The organism is Bradyrhizobium sp. CCGUVB1N3 (assembly GCF_024199925.1).
Lineage (GTDB): Bacteria > Pseudomonadota > Alphaproteobacteria > Rhizobiales > Xanthobacteraceae > Bradyrhizobium.
Genome location: NZ_JANADR010000001.1, coordinates 3,010,003 through 3,028,007 on the forward strand (window position 1 = coordinate 3,010,003; position 18,005 = coordinate 3,028,007).

Below are 18,005 nucleotides of genomic sequence, written 5' to 3' on the forward strand. Positions count from 1 at the left end.
GAGAGACGCAAGGGGAGAAACGCAGATTGCGTGCCAGATCGGATTTCTGGATTTAAGCGCTTGCAGTCATTGAAGTGTTGGCTGCGGAAGCCAATTTCCTGTCCGTTCGAAATTCAAACGGGATGCGTGCGACCAGACCGAATTTCGATCGCCAGGCTCCGAAACCGGAACGTCGCGAACGCAATGTCGAGCCGCGATCAAGCCTCGATCTTGCGGTGCAACAGCTCCGCCACCGCGGCGCCCATCGCCTCGGTGCCCAGCGTACCGCCGATATCGCGCGTCGCGCGTCCCTGGGCGATCGCGGTCGCCACCGCCTCCTCGATCGCGCACGCGGCCTCCTCATAGCGAACCGCACCGCTCCTCTCGCCGTGCCAGGCCAGCAGCAGCGCGGTCGACAGGATCAGCGACACCGGATTGGCGACGTCCTGCCCGGCGATGTCGGGCGCCGAGCCGTGCGCGGCCTGCGCCATGGCGTGACGGTCGCCGACATTGAGCGAGCCGCCAAGGCCGAGGCTGCCGGACAATTCCGCCGTGAGGTCGGAGAGGATGTCACCAAACATGTTGGTGGCGACGATGACGTCGAAGCTGGCGGGGTTGCGCACCACATGCGCCATCATGGCATCGACCAGGACGTCGTCGACCTCGAGGCCCGGATAGGTGCTCGCCGCCTCGCGGCAGATGTCCAGAAACATGCCATCGCCGATCTTGAGCACATTGGCCTTGTGCACGATGGTGAGATGCTTGCGCCGCTTCATCGCCAGCCGGCAGGCGGCGTGCGCGATGCGCTCGCAGCACAATCGCGTGATTCGGCGGAGCGAGATCACGACATCTGATGTGACCAGCAGCTCGCCATTGCCCTCTTCCATGTTGCGGTCAGCATAAAAGCCTTCGGTGTTCTCGCGCACCACGACGAGATCGAAATCGCCGAGCCGGCCAGGCCTGCCGGCATAGGTGCGCGCGGGCCGGATGTTGGCGAACAGATCGAGGTTCTTGCGGAAGTAACGCGATGGATTGATCTCGCCGCGCGCCTCGTCCTTGAAATCGAAGGTCGCGGTCGGGCCGAGGATCAGGCCGTCCGCCGCGCGCACCATGTCGAGGAGCTCGGGCCGCACCGTCGTGCCGAACTGCTGAAGGCTGGCATGGCCGATGGCATGCTCCTCCAGCCGCAGATTGAGCTGGAAGCGTTCGGACGCCACGCGCAGCACGCCCGTGGTCGCGGCCGTGATCTCCGGCCCGATGCCGTCACCCGGCAGAACCACAATTTGCATCGGTCATTCCTCTGAAAGCCAGCTCTGGCCGATCATAGGCCATGGCGCGCAATCACCGCCCGATCTTCGCGCATAGCCGTATGCAAGCATATGCCTGTGGCACTCAGCGTGGCCGTAGTACATCCCGGGAGCAACACAGACGCCTCACGCCGGAGCAAAGCGCAGGCAATGACAATCACGTTACCTGCGCTCACGAAGGAGCCCGAACGCCCCCTCGCCGACGGCCTGCCCACGATGCGCCGTCGCTGGGCGATCGCCGCGATCTTCACCGCGCTTGCGATGGCCTCGCTCGATACCGCGATCGCCAATATCGCCCTGCCCGCCATCGCTGCCGATCTCCATGTCAGCCCGGAGCAGGTGGTCTGGGTGGTCAACGTGTACCAGATCGCGCTGGTCGCAACGCTTTTGCCGCTGGGAGCGCTCGGCGAGATCGTCGGCCATCAGCGCATCTATCTCGGCGGGCTTCTTCTGTTCACGATCGCCTCGCTGCTCTGTGCGGTGGCCTGGTCGCTGCCGAGCCTGCTGGTGGCGCGCACGCTGCAAGGCCTCGGCGCGAGCGGGATCATGAGCGTCAACACGGCCCTCGTGCGCTTCGTCTATCCCGGACGGATGCAGGGCCGCGGCTTCGGCCACAACGCGCTGGTGGTCGCGACCGCCTTCACCTTAGGGCCGTCGATCGCGTCAGCGATCCTCGCGCTCGGGCCGTGGCCATGGCTGTTCGCGGTCAATATTCCTTTTGGCCTCGTCGCGATCGGCATCGGATTTGCAATGCTGCCGAAGACGCCGCGCGCCGATCACGGCTTTGATTTCCTGGGCGCCGTGCTGGCGGCGATCTGCCTCGGCCTGTTCATCACCGGCATCGGCAGCGCTGCGCACAATCTGTCCCCTCGCCTCGTCGCGGTCGAGCTGGTCGCGGCGCTCGTGATCGGCTTCATCCTGACGCGCCGGCATGCCGATCATCCCGCGCCGATGCTGCCGATCGACCTGTTCAGCCGTCCGATGTTCGCGCTGTCGGCGGCGACCGCGGTCTGCTCGTTTGCCGTGCAAGGCCTCGCCTTCGTCTCGCTGCCGTTCTATTTCGAGGACGTGCTGGGACGCTCCCAGGTCGAGACCGGCTTCTTCATGACGCCGTGGCCGCTGGTCGTCGCCATCATGGCGCCGATCGCCGGCCGCCTGTCCGACCGCCACGCCGTCGGACTCTTGGGCGGCATCGGGCTCGTGCTGCTCGGCATCGGCATGGCACTACTGGCGACGCTTCCGGCCAACCCTTCCATCCCTGATATCGTCTGGCGCATGGTGATCTGCGGCATGGGGTTTGGGTTCTTCCAGGCGCCGAACATGAAGGCGGTGATGTCAAGCGCGCCGCCGCACCGGAGCGGCAGCGCCAGCGGAATCGTCGCCACCGCGCGGCTGACCGGACAGACGACCGGCGCGGCGCTCGCCGCGCTCTGCTTTGCGCTTGCCGGACATGACGGTGCGACGGTGGCACTGGCGCTCGGCGCCGGTTTCGCCGCGCTCGGCAGCGTGATGAGCTTCCTCAGGCTGGCGGTGAAGTAGAGTGTGATGCGGACGCGACCGCTGCCGGGATCGGCATCGGCTCGTCCAGGGCGGCCAGGCGCGCATCGATGGCGTCGATGACCCGGCGCGAGAACGGTCCGAGATGCGCATAGGCCGCGATCATCGCGACCGCGATCCGGGCCGAGGACTTGTCGCGCTTGGCGCAAGCGAGAAAAGTTTTCCAGAGCGGACCGTGCGCTTCGGGAATGGCTGACGTCACGCGATGCACGGTCTCAAGCGCGCGCACCTTGTTGCGAATGTCGCCCTCGGGGAGCTCCGGACGCTGCCGCGAGCGGTCGAGCATCGTCATCAACCGGTCGACACGGCTCGCATAGGCGGCGGGATGATAGACGCTCTCCAGGACCTGCTTGTAGTCCGTCAGGATGTCCCGCAGCGGCCGCACCGGATCAAAGTTGATCCCGCCGGTGCACTGATCGCCCTCCGTGGTCGAGGCAAGATCGTGGTCCGCGTGCAGCCGGCCTTCGCGAGCCAAACGGCGGGTGAGCTGCGTGTTCGGCAAGGCATAGAGCAGGCCGACCATGCAGACCGGAATGGCGGCCTCCTCGATGAAGCCGATCATGGCATCCGCCATCGAGACCTTCTCGCTGTCGAAGCCCACGATGAAGCCGGCGGTGACGAGCATCCCGGCGCCGTAGATCCTGTGAATGCTCTCGGCGATGTTGCGCCGCGTGTTCTGCTTCTTCCGCATCGCGACCAGCGTCGCCGGGTCAGGACTTTCGATGCCGAAGAAGTTCGCCGCCGCCATCATGTTCAGGAGCTCCTGATCATCGGCGAGGTTGACCGAGGCTTCGGTCGAGAATTCGAACGGATAGTCGTGCGCGCGCTGCCATTCGGCAAGCTCGGGAAGGAACTGCTTCAACGACTTCTTGTTGCCGATGAAATTGTCGTCGACGAAATCGAGATGGCCGCGGTAACCCATCCGGTACAGCGTCTCGAGCTCGGTGAACATCTGCGGCGTCGTCTTGGTGCGCGGGACGCGACCGTAGAGCTCGATGATGTCGCAGAATTCGCAGGTAAACGGGCAGCCGCGGGAATACTGCACACCCAGATAGAGATAGTCCTCGAATTTCAGGAGGTCGAAGCGCGGCACCGGCGTCGTGGTCACGTCGGCCTGGAATTTCGGCGCTGTAAACACGCCCGACCGGGCGCCGCGGTCCCAGGCCGCGATGAACTCGTCGATGACGCCTTCGGCTTCGCCCAGCACCTGGAAGTCGGCCCGCGCGTAGACGTGGGGACTCGATGTCGGATCGGGGCCCCCGACGACCACCGGCTTGGCCTTGGCGCGGCAAAGCTCGATCAGCCGCAGCGTATCGGCCTGTTGCGGCAACATCCCGCCGGTGAAGACGACATCCGCCCAGTCGAGATCGTCACCACCGAACGGCGTGGTGTTGCAGTCGATGAGACGTATCGTCCAGCTCTCGGGCAACATCGCAGCGACGGTGATCAGCCCCAGGGGGGCTGCGGGGCGCTGGACGCCCATCAATTTGCAGGATTCGCCAAAACTCCAGAACGACTCCGCAGTGAACAGCGGGTAGAGCATGAGCACGTTGCAACGGCGCGGCACGTTCATGGAACCCCCTCAAGGTTTCGTGCCGAGTGTACCAAAGCACGCCCGTATTGCATCCCTACAACGCGGGACAAGCTGTCACTTTCTGTTCCACGGTCGTTAGCATGGCGTCGTATCAGGCCGCCTTTCTGGCGCTTAGGGCGGAGCGACGGCTCAGCATCGGCATAGGTGTGGTCGTCGTGCTTCTGGCCCTGCTCGATCTATTCCTCCACTACGAGAAGAGGCACCTGGAGGATGATGCCTCCGCGGACTGACAGGAAAGAGCCCACCAATAGAGTGCGACGCAGCACGCGGCACGAGCCTTGCAGCCGGCCGCGTCATGAGCTCTGCGCGCCTCGCCGATGCACACGCCGCATAGCCGTGAAGACGGCGTAACACCGCGTCCTCGACAATCTTCCCGCAGCCGCAAGATTCTTAACGGGCCCAACCCCAGATTGTTGATTTGAAACGGTTCCGTTTGCCGGACAAATTGCGCGCCTTGGGCCTCATCGGTGGATGGGCCAATCAGGGGACTGCGATGGCAAACCTTACGATCAACGGAAAATCAATCACTGTCGACGTCGAGCCGGATACGCCGCTGCTCTGGGCGATCCGCGAGAACGTCGGCCTCACCGGCACCAAATACGGCTGCGGCATCGCGCAATGCGGCGCCTGCACGGTTCACATCGACGGCGTCGCCACCCGCTCCTGCGGGGTCGCGGTCAGCGAGGCCGTGGGCAAGCAGATCACCACGATCGAGGGCCTGGCGAATGGCGCCACGCTGCACCGGGTGCAGCAGGCCTGGATCGCGCATGACGTCCCGCAATGCGGCTATTGCCAGAGCGGCATGATCATGGCGGTCGCGGCGCTGCTCAAGGAAAAGCCGAAACCGACCGACGCCGATATCGACGAAGCCATCACCAATATCTGCCGCTGCGGCACCTTCCAACAGGTGCGCGAAGCGATCCACACGATCGCGAACGCTTAACGGAGGCGGCCATGAACAAGCACGTTTCGCCCGCCATGAATCGCCGTGCCTTCGTCATCGGCACCGCCGCGGTCGGCGCCGGCCTTGCGCTCGGCCTCGACATTCCCTTCGGCGGACCGGCCGTGGTCCGCGCCGCCGACGGCTCGCCCGAGGTGAACGCCTGGGTCGTGGTGCGGCCCGACGACACCGTGGTGATCCGCATCGCCCGCTCCGAAATGGGCCAGGGCTCGCTCACCGGCCTTGCGCAGCTCGTCGCAGAGGAGCTCGAATGCGACTGGTCGAAGGTGACGACCGAATATCCGACACCCGGCCAGAGCGTCGCCCGCAAGCGCGTCTGGGGCGACTTCTCGACCGGCGGCAGCCGCGGCATCCGCTCTTCGCAAGACTATGTCCGCAAGGGCGGCGCCACCGCGCGCATGATGCTGATCCAGGCCGCGGCCAACGAGTGGAAGGTGCCGGTGTCCGAATGCACCGCCGCCAAGAGCGTCATCACCCACACGCCGTCGGGCCGGACCACCACCTACGGCAAGGTCGCCGAGGCCGCGACGAAGCTGACGCCGCCCGCCGAGGTCAAGCTGAAGGATCCGAAGGACTGGACAATCGCAGGTAAAGGCGTGAGCCGGCTCGACACCGCCGACAAGACCACCGGCACGATGATCTACGGCATCGACGTCAAGCTGCCGGGCATGCTGAACGCCGCGATCAAGGACTGCCCGGTGTTCGGCGGCAAGGTGAAGAGCTTTGACGAAGCCAAGATCGCGGGCATGAAAGGCGTCAAGAAGGTCGTCAAAGTCGGCGATACCGCGGTGGCAGTCGTTGCCGATACCTGGTGGCACGCCAAGACCGCGCTGGAAGCGCTGCCGATCGTCTGGGACGAGGGCGACAACGCAAAGGCCTCCAGCGAGTCGATCGCGAAATGGCTGGCCGAGGGCCTCGACAACGCGCAGCCGGCCTATGTCGGCAACAAGAACGGCGATGCCAAAGCGGCGATTGCAGGCGCCGCCAAGAAGATCGAGGCGGTCTACAACTATCCCTACCAGAACCACGCCACCATGGAGCCGATGAACGCCACCGCGCTCTACACGGCGGACAAATGCGAGGTCTGGTGCGGCACGCAGAATGGCGAGGCGGCCTTCGCGGCGGTACTGGAGGTTTCTGGCCTGCCGCCGGAGAAGTGCGACGTGCACAAGGTGATGCCGGGCGGCGGTTTCGGCCGGCGCGGTCAGACTGACTATGTCCGTCAGGCGGTCGAGATCGCCAAGCAGATGCCGGGCACGCCGATCAAGCTGTTGTGGTCGCGCGAAGAGGATATGGCGCACGGCAGGTATCACCCGATCACCCAGTGCAAGATGACCGGCGCGTTCGATGCCGACAACAATCTGGTCGCGCTGCACTACCGCCTGTCCGGGCAGTCGATCCTGTTCTCGCTCCGCCCCGAGGCGCTGCAGAACGGCATGGATCCGGCCGCGTTCCAGGGCGTCGCCCAATCCGGCGAAGCCGCGTTCGGCTACTCGGTGCCGAACCTCTTGATCGAGCATTCCATGCGCAACCCGCACGTTCCACCCGGCTTCTGGCGCGGCGTCAACGTCAATCACAACGCGATCTACATGGAATGCTTCATGGACGAGCTGGCCCACGCCGCAGGCCAGGACCCGCTCGAATTCCGCCGCAAGCTGATGGGCGATCACCCCAAGCATCTGGCGGTGCTCAATGCAGTGGCCGAGAAGATCGGCTGGAGCAAGCCGGCGCCGCAGGGCGTCTATCGCGGCATCGCGCAGGTCATGGGCTATGGCAGCTATGTTGCCGGCGCCGCCGAAATCTCGGTGACCGACGGCAGCAAGATCAAGGTGCATCGCATCGTCGCCTCCACCGACCCCGGCTATGTCGTCAATCCGGCACAGGTAGAGCGGCAGATCGCGGGCTCCTTCGTCTTTGGCCTCTCCGCGCTGTTCTATGGCGGCTGCACCGTGAAGGACGGCCGCATCGAGCAAAGCAACTTCGACACCTACAATTCGATGCGCATCAACGAGATGCCGAAGGTGGAAGCGGTGATGGTGCCGAGCGGCGGATTCTGGGGCGGCGTTGGCGAGCCGACCATTGGGGTTGCGGCACCAGCGGTGCTCAACGCCTATTTCGCAGCGACGGGAAAACGCATCCGCTCGGTGCCGCTGCGCGACCAGAACATCACCTTCGCCTAGGAAGGTGCGGCTGCGGCGGCCCACGGGTCGCCGCAGCGTTTTCCGGATGAATGCTCATGATGACCCGCCCGCTGACACGGCGGAAAGCCGCCCTCGGCATCGCGGCCGCATCGCTGGCCCTGCCGGCGATTGCGCGCGCGCAAGGCGCGGCGCGCGTCGTCGTGATCGGCGGCGGCTTCGGCGGCGCCGCCTGCGCCCGCGCGCTGAAGCGGAGCGAAGCGAACTTGCAGGTCACGCTGGTCGAGCCGAACAGGACCTTCACCGCCTGCCCGTTCAGCAACGAGGTGATCGCAGGCCTGCGCGAGATCGAGGCGCAGCAATTCGGCTATGAGAAGATCGCGTCCGACGGCGTGAATGTCATCGCGCAGGCCGCAACCGCGATCGATCCGCAGGCGCGGCGCGTCACGCTGGCGGATGGCTTATCGCTTCCCTACGACCGTCTCGTGCTCTCGCCCGGCATCGATTTCCATTTCGACGGCCTGCCCGGCTATGACGAAGCCGCAAGCCAAAAGATGCCGCATGCCTGGAAGGCCGGCGAGCAAACCACGCTGCTGCGCAGGCAGTTGGAGGCCATGGAGGATGGCGGCCTGGTCGCAATCGCGGTGCCCGCCAATCCCTCGCGTTGTCCACCCGCTCCTTACGAGCGCGCCAGCCTGATCGCGCATTTTCTCAAGACGAAGAAGCCGCGCTCGAAGGTTCTGATCCTGGACGCCAAGGACAATTTCACGCAACAAAGACTGTTCGAGAAAGCCTGGACGGAGCTTTACAGCGGCATGATCGAGCGCGTATCGCTGTCGCAGGGCGGTCGCGTCACCTCCGTCGATCCCGCGAGCAACACTGTCATCACCGAATTCGGCAATTACACGGCGCAAGTCGCCAACGTCATTCCTCCGCAACGCGCCGGGCGCATCGCGGCGATTGCCGGCGCTACGGATGCCACGGGCTGGTGCCCGATCGATCCCATGACCTTCGAATCCAGGCTCGTGCCGAACATCCATGTCGTCGGCGATGCCTGCCTCGGTGGTGGCATTCCGAAATCGGCCTCGGCCGCGAGCGCGCAAGGCAAAGCCTGCGCGAACGCGATCATCGACCTCATCGCTGGCCGAACGCCACAGACACCACGGCTGACCGGTGTCTGCTACAACACGGTCGCGCCCGCTTACGGCTTTTCGCTCGCCGGCAACTATCAGCCCAAGGGAGACCTTTTTGCCGAGGTCGAGGGCGGCGTCACCAGCCCCCTCGACGCGCCGCCGGAACGACGCGCCCGCGACGCTGCGGACGCCGAGCGCTGGTTTCAAACCATCACGGCGGCGACCTTTGGCTAGGCCGATGATCCATATCGCCGCACTGATTGCGGCAAGCTTTGCGCTTTCCGCCAGCGCACGGGCGCAGGCGCTGGTCTCCTACACCATCGTTGGCGACGGCATTCCGGAGTCGCTCACCGGCGCGCCCGGCGATGCGGCACGCGGGCGCGCGTTGGTGCTCGATCGCGGCACGACCTGCATCCTCTGCCATTCCGGGCCATTTCCGGAAACCCGTTTCCAGGGCGATCTCGCGCCTGATCTTGCAGGCGCCGGGAACAGATGGTCGACGAGTCAGTTGCGGCTTCGACTGGTCGACGCGTCGCGGTTCAACCGAGAGACCATCATGCCGTCCTACTATCGCAATGACGGGCTCGTTCGCGTCGGCCGCAACCTTGCCGGCAAGCCGATCCTCAACCCGGGTCAGATCGAGGACATCGTGGCCTATCTTGCAACGCTTCGGGACTAGGACGATCGATGCCAAGCACACGTCGACAATTTTTGGGCTTCACGCTCGCCGCCGGGACGATCCCCATCGTCACGATCCGCCCGCTCGAAGCGACGCCCGCGATGCTCGGCCCGGCGATCCGCAATGTCGTCGGCGAGGCACAACTGCGCACCGGCAAGATCAGACTCGACATTCCGCCGCTGGTCGAGAACGGCAACACCGTGCCGATGACGGTCAGCGTCGCAAGCCCGATGACGGCAACCGACTACGTCAAGAGCATCCACGTCTTCAACGAGAAGAACCCGCAGCCGAACATCGGCAATTTCCATCTCGGCCCATGGGCCGGGCGCGCGCAGGTCTCGACTCGCATCCGGCTCGCCGACAGCCAGAAGGTTGTCGCGATCGCGCGTCTGTCCGACGATTCCTTCTGGCAAATCGCAGCCGACGTCGTCGTGACGCTCGCCGCGTGCACCGAGGAGGTGAACTGATGGCCTCCACCCTGATCAACGTTCCCCCGAGAGCCAAGCGCGGCGATGTCATCGAGATCAGGACGCTGACCTCGCACATCATGGAGACCGGCTTTCGCCGCACGGCGGCCGGCGATCTCGTGCCGCGCGACATCATCACGAGCTTTACCTGCCGCTACAACGGCTCCGAGATCTTTCGCGCCGACCTCTTTCCGGCCATCGCCGCGAATCCGTATCTGGCGTTCTTCACGATCGCGAAGGAGAGCGGCAAGTTCGAGTTCGAATGGATCGGCGACAACGGCTTTGTGTCAACCGCGTCGGCGCCGATCACGGTCGAATGAGCTTTGCGCGCACGATCATCGCGGCGATGCTGCTCGTCGCCGCGCCTGCCCTGCTCGCCGGCGAAATTCCGCTGGGAGAGCGCCGCTCAGGCTATTCCTTCATGGGACCCGATACGCGCGCGATGCAGGACGACGATACGTCCAATCCGGGCATGCTGTTCGTGCTGGACGGTGAAACGCTGTGGACGGCGAAAAGCGGCAGCGCCGGCAAGGCGTGCGCCGATTGCCATGGCGACGCGCGCGAGACCATGAAGGGCGTCGCCGCGCGCTATCCCGCCTTCGACAAGGCGCTGGACCGCCCGGTCACGCTCGACCAGCGCATCAATCTCTGCCGCGCCAACCACCAGCAGGCAACGCCACTGCCTTACGAAAGCCGCGACCTGCTCGCGCTCGAAGCCTTTGTCGCCCACCAGTCGCGCGGGCGGGCGATCACGGCCGCTGACGATCCACAGCTCAAGCCGTTCGTAGAACAGGGCCGCGCGCTCTTCATGCAGCGGCAGGGACAGCTCAACCTCGCATGCGCCAATTGCCATGACGACAACTACGACAAGCATCTGGCGGGCGCACCGGTCACGCAGGGGCAGCCGACCGGCTATCCGCTCTATCGCCTGGAATGGCAGACACTGGGATCGCTGGAGCGCCGCTTGCGAAGCTGCATGACCGGGGCCCGTACCCAGGCCTATGACTACGGCGCGCCCGAGCTGGTCGCGCTCGAGCTCTATCTGATGGCGCGGGCGCGCGGAATGCCCATGGAGAGCCCGGCCGTGCGGCCTTAATCCGCAGAGGAATATTAGGACTAGGCAGGCGCGGCGCGGACGCTAGTATCCCCTCCCAAGAAACGAGTCACAGGGAGGTTAAAGTGGCTGACCATCGTATTTCGCGCCGCACGCTTTTGCAGGGGACCGCCGCGGCTGGCGCGCTCAGCCTGACCGGATTTCCGGCCCACGCCGAGGTCAATTGGAAGAAATATGCCGGGACCAAGCTGGAGGTGATCCTCGCCAAGGGTCCGCGCGGCGACAACCTGCAAAAGAACATCAAGGAGTTCACCGATCTCACCGGCATCCAGGTGGAATCGGAGCAGATTCCCGAGCAGCAGCAGCGCCAGAAGTGCGTCATCGAGCTCACTTCGGGCAAGCCGAGCTTCGACGTCGTGCATCTCAGCTACCACGTGCAGAAGCGGCAGTTCGAAAAGGCCGGCTGGCTCGCCGACATAACACCCTTCATGAAGGATCCGACGCTGACCGCGCCCGATCTCGTCGAGAGCGATTTTTCGGCCGCTGGCCTGCAATACGCCAAGAACGACAAGGGCCAGATGCTGTCGCTGCCCTGGTCGGTCGACTATTTCATCCTCTACTACAACAAGGAGCTGTTCCAGAAGAAGGGCGTCGCGGTGCCCAAGACGATGGACGAGATGGTCGCGGCCGCCGAAAAGCTCACCGATGCCAAGGACGGCACCTACGGCTTCGTCGGGCGTGGCCTGCGCAACGCCAACATGACGTTGTGGACCAACTTCTTCCTCGACTATGGCGGCGAATTCCTCGACGCCAAGGGCAACATCCTGACTGACGGCCCCGAAGCCGTCGCGGCGACGAAGCTCTACCAGACGCTGCTGACGAAGGTCGCCCCGCCCGGCGTCGCCGGCTTCAACTGGATGGAGTCGATGGCCTCCTTTTCACAAGGACGGTCGGCGATGTGGATCGACGGCGTCGGCTGGGCGCCGCCGCTGGAAGATCCGGCTGCCTCGCGCGTCGTCGGCAAGGTCGGCTACACCGTCGTACCTGCCGGGCCGAAGGGACAATACTCTGCCACCTACGGCGATGGCCTCGGCATTGCCGCCGCGAGCAAGAACAAGGAAGCGGCCTATCTGCTCTGCCAGTGGGCGGTTTCCAAGACGCAAGGCGCTCGGCTGTTGCAGGCCGGCGGCGGCGTGCCGTTCCGCAACTCGATCCTGAACGATGCCGAGGTGCAGAAGGGCGTCAAGATGCCGGCGGAGTGGCTGCAATCGGTGATCGATTCCGCCAAGATCAGCAAGCTCGGCCTGCCCGTTGTGATCCCGGTCGCCGAATTCCGCGATCTCGTCGGCGCTGCGATCACCGCGACCCTGGCCGGCGCCGATCCCGCGACCGAGTTGAAGAAGGCCCACGAACAGTATCGGCCGATCCTGGAGCGTAGCGAAAAAGCGTGAGTGCGTTGACACAAGCTGATCCGGCCGCGGCACAATCCGGCGCCGCGCCGGAGAGGGAGTTGCGGCCACCGTCCTACTGGCCGTTCGTGGTGCCGGCGCTGGTCGTCGTGCTCGCCATCATCATCTTTCCGTGGCTGTTCACGATCTGGATGAGCCTGAACGAGTGGAAGGTCGGCTCACCGACCACTTTCGTCGGGCTTTCCAATTATCTGCGGCTGACGGGCGATCCGCGCTTCCTCGAGTCGGTGGGCCACACCATGGTCTATACCGTGCTGTCGGTGGTGCTGCCGCTGATCCTCGGCACGCTCGCAGCCGTGGTGTTTCACCAGAAATTCCCCGGCCGCGGTTTTCTGCGCGGCGTCTTCATCATGCCGATGATGGCAACGCCCGTGGCGATCGCGCTGGTCTGGACCATGATGTTCCATCCGCAGCTCGGCGTGCTGAATTACCTGTTGTCGCTGGTCGGCCTGCCGCCACAGCTCTGGGTGTTTCATCCCGCAACCGTCATTCCCTCGCTTGTCCTGGTCGAGACCTGGCAGTGGACGCCGCTGGTCATGCTGATCGTTCTCGGCGGCCTCGCCGCGATCCCGACCGAACCTTACGAAAGCGCGCAGATCGACGGCGCCAATCTCTGGCAGGTGTTCCGCTTCATCACGCTGCCGCTGATCATGCCGTTCCTGTTCATCGCCGGCATGATCCGCATGATCGACGCGGTGAAAAGCTTCGACATCATCTTCGCGATCACGCAAGGCGGGCCCGGTTCGGCGTCGGAGACGATCAACATCTATCTCTACAGCGTCGCCTTCACCTATTACGACCTCGGTTACGGTTCGGCGATCGCGGTGGTGTTCTTCCTCCTCATCGTCGCACTCGCCGCCCTCATGCTTTACATGCGCCAGCGGATGCTGTGGACCGAAATCGCGAGGGGCGCATGACCCCACGTCAGATCCTTAGTCAAATCGGCCTGTGGCTTTCGGTGCTCGTCATCGTGTCGCCGGCGATCCTGTTCTTCCTCTGGATGGCCTCACTGTCGCTCAAATTCGAGGTCGACAACGCCGCCTACCCGCCGGTGTTCATCCCCGAGCATATCGCCTGGAAAAACTATGCCGACGTGCTCGCCTCCAACCGCTTCCTGACCTATTTCTTCAACAGCCTGATCGTGACCGGCAGCGCGACCGCGTTGGCGCTGATCGTCGGCGTTCCCGCCGGCTACGGGATCGCGCGGATGGCCGCGCATAAATCCGCGATCGTGATCCTGATCGCCCGCATCACGCCCGGCCTGTCCTACCTGATCCCGCTGTTTATCCTGTTCCAGTGGCTCGGATTGCTCGGCACACTGGTGCCGCAGATCATCATCCATCTCGTGGTGACGGTGCCGATCGTGATCTGGATCATGATCGGCTATTTCGAGACCACGCCGATGGAATTGGAAGAGGCAGCGCTCATCGACGGCGCGACGCGCTGGCAGGTGTTCAGCCATGTCGCTCTTCCGATCGCGAAACCCGGCATCGCGGTCGCCTTCATCCTCGCCGTGATCTTCTCCTGGAACAATTTCGTCTTCGGCATCGTGCTGGCCGGACGCGAGACGCGCACCCTGCCCGTCGCGGTCTACAACATGATCTCGTTCGACCAGTTGAGCTGGGGGCCGCTCGCGGCCGCCGCACTGATCGTCACCTTCCCGGTGCTGCTGCTGACGGTTGTCGCCCAGCGGCAGATCGTCGCCGGACTCACTGCGGGAGCAGTGAAAGGCGGATAAGCACACCTCGTCCTCCGCCGGTCAAGCCGAACGAGCGATGAGGCCAGTTGCTGCGTACGCAGGATCATCTCCAACCAAAGATCAGGACCATGGGACCAAACACAGGCGACGTCGACCATGCCAAGCGAGGCCATGCGATGCGCCGCGCGTCGAAAGCCGCAGCCAGCCTGACCTTCTGCGCGATCGTGTTGTCCGTGAGCGGCGGATCGTCGGCAGCGGACGAGGCGTTTCAAGGCGCCTGCGCGAGCCTTTCGGGACGAACGATCCCGGCTCGCCTGATCGGGTTGCCTAGCGGAGAGGCCACCGTCACGTCGGCAAGCTTCACGCCGGCAGCACCGGCCAAGGCGGCAGCTCCCGCGACGCCGGACTTCTGCAAGGTGACGGGCACCATTGCGCCGGTCGATCCGGCTGCGCAACTGATCAACTTTCAGCTCAACCTGCCCGCCGCGTGGAACGGCAAGCTCCTGCAATATGGCGGCGGCGGTTACAACGGCACCCTGGTGAGCGGCCTTGCGCCGCTGCGCGACGCGGCCCCCGACGATGTCCTGCCGCTGACGCGCGGCTATGCCACTCTCGGCACCGATTCCGGGCACCAGGCCGCGAGCTTTGCGCCCGATCGCATCGGTCAGTTCGGCCTCAACGACGAGATGCTGACCAATTACGGCTATGCCTCCTACAAGAAGGTGCGCGATGTCGCCGTCGCGCTGACCGGCGCGCTCTATCGGAAACGGCCCGCCAAAATCTATTATTTCGGCGGCTCAGAGGGCGGCCGCGAGGGTCTTACGATAGCCCAGCGTTTCCCGGCTGATTATGACGGGATCGTCAGCGTGGTGCCGGTGGTGCAGCTCTCGATGCTGTTCCAGTCCTACATCCCGAATAATGTGCCGCAATTCAAAGGCGGCTGGCTCAACCCAGCCAAGAGCGAGACGCTTGCAAAATTCGTCGCCAATGCCTGTGACGAACTCGACGGCTTGCGCGACGGCATCGTCGGCAACTATCTCGCCTGCCAGCCGAAGGTGAACGTGCAGGCGCTGCGCTGCCCGCAAGGCGCCGATACGGGCGATGACTGCCTGTCTGACGCGCAGATCACAGCGGTTCAGACCGTGCATGCATCGCATCCGTTTCCGCTTGCGATGGCGAACGGCATCACGACCTATCCGCAATCGCTTTACGGCAACGAGACCACACCGGACCCGCAGCGGATGACCATGACGCGTTGGGTCATGGGCACGGCGGCGCCGACCGAGCAACTCGATGTCGCCACGGTGTCGCAGCAATGGCTCTACGGCAGCAATGCCGTGCGCTTCCTCCTGACGCGTGACGAGAAGTTTGACGTGCGCACCTATCGTCCAGAAGACTTTCGGGCCCGCGTCGAGGAGGTGTCGAAGATCCTCGATTCCACCGATCCGGACCTGACGGCTTTCTTCGCCCATGGCGGCAAGCTGATCCTGCGCGAGAACATGGCCGACCTCGCCCAAAGCCCGCTCGCTGGAATCAACTATTTCCAGTCGGTCGTGGCGCGGCTTGGCGGGGCGACGGTCGAGGCTTCAGCACGGCTTTACGTCTCGCCCGGCTCGACACATACGGGACACGGCACAAGCGTGCTGGACGGCTCCGCGATCCCGACCATGGTCGACCTGCTCGAACCGCTCGACCGCTGGGCGAGCGATGGCGTCGCGCCGGCCGACGCACTGGTCCAGACGTCGAAGGAGCCTGCCCCGCCCTTCGCGCTGAAAGCCGCCCGGCCGATGTGCCGCTATCCGAACTACCCGCACTATGTCGGCGGCGACAAGGCGGTAGCCGAAAGCTACATCTGCAAGATATCGACGCTGTGACAAATGGCGGGCGGCGATCGACCGCCCGCGCCTTCTCATTCTAAGGCTCGTAACACTGACGCCGGCGCTCTACCTGGCGTTGACGCAAAGTTTGCATACGCATATGCTACATCGTGTAGCGCTACCTAACGTGACGCCCGCCCGAACCACGAGAGACGCCAGATGTCACCTCGTCCCCTGATCCCGCGCCGGAAGCTGTTCGGTAATCCAACCTACGTCGGCGCCAAGTTGTCGCCGGATGGTCAATTGCTGTCCTGGCTCGCCCCTGTCGACGGCGTCCTCAACATCTGGGTGTCGCCGGTCGACAACATTGCGGCAGGCCAGCCCGTGACGCGCACCAGGGGCAGGCCGATCAACTGGCAGGATTGGAGTCCGGACGGTCGCCACATCATGTTCCTCAACGACGAGAACGGTGACGAGAATTTGCACCTCTTCGTCGTCGATCCCTACACTCTGGAGCTCAGGGATCTCACGCCCTTCGCCAATGTCCGTGCGTTGCCGACCTACTGGTCGCACGTCGTCCCCGACAAGGTCGTGATCGGTCTGAACGATCGCGACGTGCGATGGCACGACGTCTTCCTGCTCGACCTCACAACCGGCGAACGCTCCCTGGTATGGGAAAATCGCCAGGAGTTCGACTACGTCGGGCTCGACTGGCAATTAAGGCCGCGCCACGCCCGCAGCAACGCGCCCGATGGTGGTACGCGGCTTTGGCGCATCCACGACGGGAAGGCGACGCATTGGCGCGACGTCCCGTTCGAGGCTTATGCGAGTACGCGGCTCTGGACGTTCGATGCTAGCGGCAACCACCTCCACATGAGCTCGAGCCTGGAGCATGACAAGTCGGCGCTGATCCGGATCGACTGGTCAACGGGGGAAGAGCGCGTCCTGTTCAGGAGCGACCACGCCGACGTGACCGGCGCCATCTTCAACGCCCGAACATTCGCGCCGGAAGCGGTTTGCATCGATCCCGGCCGGCAGGAATGGACGGCCTTGACGCCGGCAGTGACGAGCGAACTCGACCTGATCCATGCGAAGCTTCCCGGGCATGCATTTCACCTCGAGAGCCAGAGCAATGACGGTCGTCGGTGGATCGTGGGAAGTCATGCACCGGAGCAGCCGGTCACCTATCATCTCCTCGACCGCGACAAGCAGTCTCTCACCGAGCTGTTCACGGCGCGACCGGAGCTGAAGCCGTACCGCCTCGCGCCGATGCAGGCGGTGCAGGGCAAGTCGCGCGACGGCCTCACCCTGGTCTCATACCTAACTCTGCCGGCCAATATCGAGGGCGACCGCCCGCCCCGGCCGCTGCCGATGGTCCTCATCGTCCACGGTGGTCCCTGGGGCCGCGATATCTATGGCTATCGCCGCGATCATCAGTGGCTGGCCGATCGTGGCTACGCCGTCCTCTCGGTCAACTATCGGGGATCGACGGGCTTCGGCAAGGCGTTCGTCGCCGCCAGCGAAAAAGAGCATGCGCGAAAGATGCATGACGATCTCATCGACATGGTCGACTGGGCAATCGCGGAAGGCATCGCGCAAAAGGACAAGGTCGCGATCTTCGGAGTGTCCTACGGGGGCCTGGCCTCGTTCATCGGCGCGACCTTCACGCCGGAGGTGTTCTGTTGCTCGGTGCCGGTGGTCGGCATCTCCAACCTGCAAACGCTGCTGGAATCGATGCCGCCCTATTGGGCCGGTTTCGCGGAATTCATGTATCGCAGCTACGGAGATCCCCGCACCGAGGAAGGCCGCAAGCTGCTCGCCGAACGTTCACCGATCAACAAGGTCGACAACATCAAGAAGCCGATGCTGATCTTCCATGGTGCCAACGACGTGCGGTGCAAGGTGGCCGAAAGCGATACCATCGCCGCCGCCATGCAGGCCAAGAACATTCCGGTGACCTACATCGTCTATCCCGACGAGGGACACGGATTCCAGAAGCCTCCCAATCAGCTGTCCCACCTTGCAATTGCCGAGGCCTTTCTGGCGCGGCATCTCGGTGGCGCCTGCGAACCGGTCGGGCATGATTTTGAAGGCTCAAGTCACGAGGTTCGGGCCGGCGCCGATATTCTGACGGATTTGGGCGTCGCCTGA

The 18,005-nt window shown here is 64.3% G+C and carries 16 protein-coding genes; 14 read left to right on the top strand and 2 right to left on the bottom strand.

From position 1 onward, the window contains the following. Positions 1-197: 197 nt before the first annotated feature. On the bottom strand, positions 198-1,268 hold the full coding sequence (locus NLM33_RS14300) for an isocitrate/isopropylmalate dehydrogenase family protein (RefSeq protein ID WP_254096675.1): 1,071 nt from the start codon (positions 1,266-1,268) through the stop codon (positions 198-200). A 168-nt stretch (positions 1,269-1,436) separates the two neighbouring features. Between NLM33_RS14300 and NLM33_RS14305 the strand changes: the two genes are divergently transcribed. Beyond that, positions 1,437-2,825 (top strand): MFS transporter, encoded by a 1,389-nt coding sequence (locus tag NLM33_RS14305; protein ID WP_254096676.1) that lies wholly within the window; start codon positions 1,437-1,439, stop codon positions 2,823-2,825. Here the strand turns inward: NLM33_RS14305 and NLM33_RS14310 are convergent. Then, the gene (locus NLM33_RS14310; protein WP_254096677.1) at positions 2,806-4,416 is read right to left on the bottom strand and encodes a B12-binding domain-containing radical SAM protein; all 1,611 of its coding nucleotides are present in this window, start codon (positions 4,414-4,416) and stop codon (positions 2,806-2,808) included. The two genes, NLM33_RS14305 and NLM33_RS14310, sit on opposite strands and share 20 nt — an antisense overlap. A 101-nt stretch (positions 4,417-4,517) precedes the next feature. On the opposite strand from NLM33_RS14310, the gene NLM33_RS14315 reads away from it, so the two are divergent. The 13 genes from NLM33_RS14315 to NLM33_RS14375 all read left to right on the top strand — a co-directional run bounded on the left by NLM33_RS14315 (position 4,518) and on the right by NLM33_RS14375 (position 18,005). Continuing rightward, complete coding sequence (locus tag NLM33_RS14315; RefSeq protein ID WP_254096678.1) at positions 4,518-4,667, top strand: hypothetical protein; 150 nt, start codon at positions 4,518-4,520, stop codon at positions 4,665-4,667. A 263-nt stretch (positions 4,668-4,930) separates the two neighbouring features. Beyond that, complete coding sequence (locus tag NLM33_RS14320) at positions 4,931-5,380, top strand: (2Fe-2S)-binding protein (RefSeq protein WP_254096679.1); 450 nt, start codon at positions 4,931-4,933, stop codon at positions 5,378-5,380. Between the two features lie 11 nt (positions 5,381-5,391). After that, a complete protein-coding gene (locus NLM33_RS14325) occupies positions 5,392-7,578 on the top strand; it encodes a molybdopterin cofactor-binding domain-containing protein (RefSeq protein ID WP_254096680.1) in 2,187 nt (728 codons plus the stop codon). A gap of 59 nt (positions 7,579-7,637) precedes the next feature. Beyond that, positions 7,638-8,903: an FCSD flavin-binding domain-containing protein gene (locus NLM33_RS14330; protein ID WP_254105795.1), complete on the top strand. Its 1,266-nt coding sequence runs from the start codon at positions 7,638-7,640 to the stop codon at positions 8,901-8,903. Between the two features lie 4 nt (positions 8,904-8,907). Next, positions 8,908-9,348 carry a sulfur oxidation c-type cytochrome SoxX gene (gene soxX / locus NLM33_RS14335; protein WP_371929948.1) on the top strand — a complete coding sequence of 147 codons (441 nt, stop codon included), beginning with the start codon at positions 8,908-8,910 and terminating at the stop codon, positions 9,346-9,348. A gap of 8 nt (positions 9,349-9,356) precedes the next feature. Next, positions 9,357-9,815: a SoxY-related AACIE arm protein gene (locus NLM33_RS14340; protein ID WP_254096682.1), complete on the top strand. Its 459-nt coding sequence runs from the start codon at positions 9,357-9,359 to the stop codon at positions 9,813-9,815. Next, positions 9,815-10,135 (top strand): thiosulfate oxidation carrier complex protein SoxZ, encoded by a 321-nt coding sequence (gene soxZ / locus NLM33_RS14345; RefSeq protein WP_254096683.1) that lies wholly within the window; start codon positions 9,815-9,817, stop codon positions 10,133-10,135. The genes NLM33_RS14340 and soxZ overlap by 1 nt, the downstream gene beginning before the upstream one ends. Further along, on the top strand, positions 10,132-10,911 hold the full coding sequence (gene soxA, locus NLM33_RS14350) for a sulfur oxidation c-type cytochrome SoxA (RefSeq protein WP_254096684.1): 780 nt from the start codon (positions 10,132-10,134) through the stop codon (positions 10,909-10,911). The genes soxZ and soxA overlap by 4 nt, the downstream gene beginning before the upstream one ends. A gap of 83 nt (positions 10,912-10,994) precedes the next feature. Continuing rightward, positions 10,995-12,320, top strand: coding sequence for an ABC transporter substrate-binding protein (locus tag NLM33_RS14355; protein WP_254096685.1), 1,326 nt, complete (start codon positions 10,995-10,997; stop codon positions 12,318-12,320). Then, a complete protein-coding gene (locus tag NLM33_RS14360) occupies positions 12,317-13,255 on the top strand; it encodes a carbohydrate ABC transporter permease (RefSeq protein WP_254096686.1) in 939 nt (312 codons plus the stop codon). Before NLM33_RS14355 ends, NLM33_RS14360 begins: the two co-directional genes overlap by 4 nt. Then, complete coding sequence (locus NLM33_RS14365) at positions 13,252-14,076, top strand: carbohydrate ABC transporter permease (RefSeq protein ID WP_254096687.1); 825 nt, start codon at positions 13,252-13,254, stop codon at positions 14,074-14,076. Before NLM33_RS14360 ends, NLM33_RS14365 begins: the two co-directional genes overlap by 4 nt. A gap of 89 nt (positions 14,077-14,165) precedes the next feature. Next, entirely contained in the window at positions 14,166-15,911 is a 1,746-nt protein-coding gene (locus NLM33_RS14370) for a tannase/feruloyl esterase family alpha/beta hydrolase (protein ID WP_254096688.1), read from the top strand. 162 nt (positions 15,912-16,073) lie between these two features. Beyond that, positions 16,074-18,005, top strand: a complete 1,932-nt coding sequence (locus NLM33_RS14375; RefSeq protein ID WP_254096689.1) for a S9 family peptidase — start codon at positions 16,074-16,076, stop codon at positions 18,003-18,005.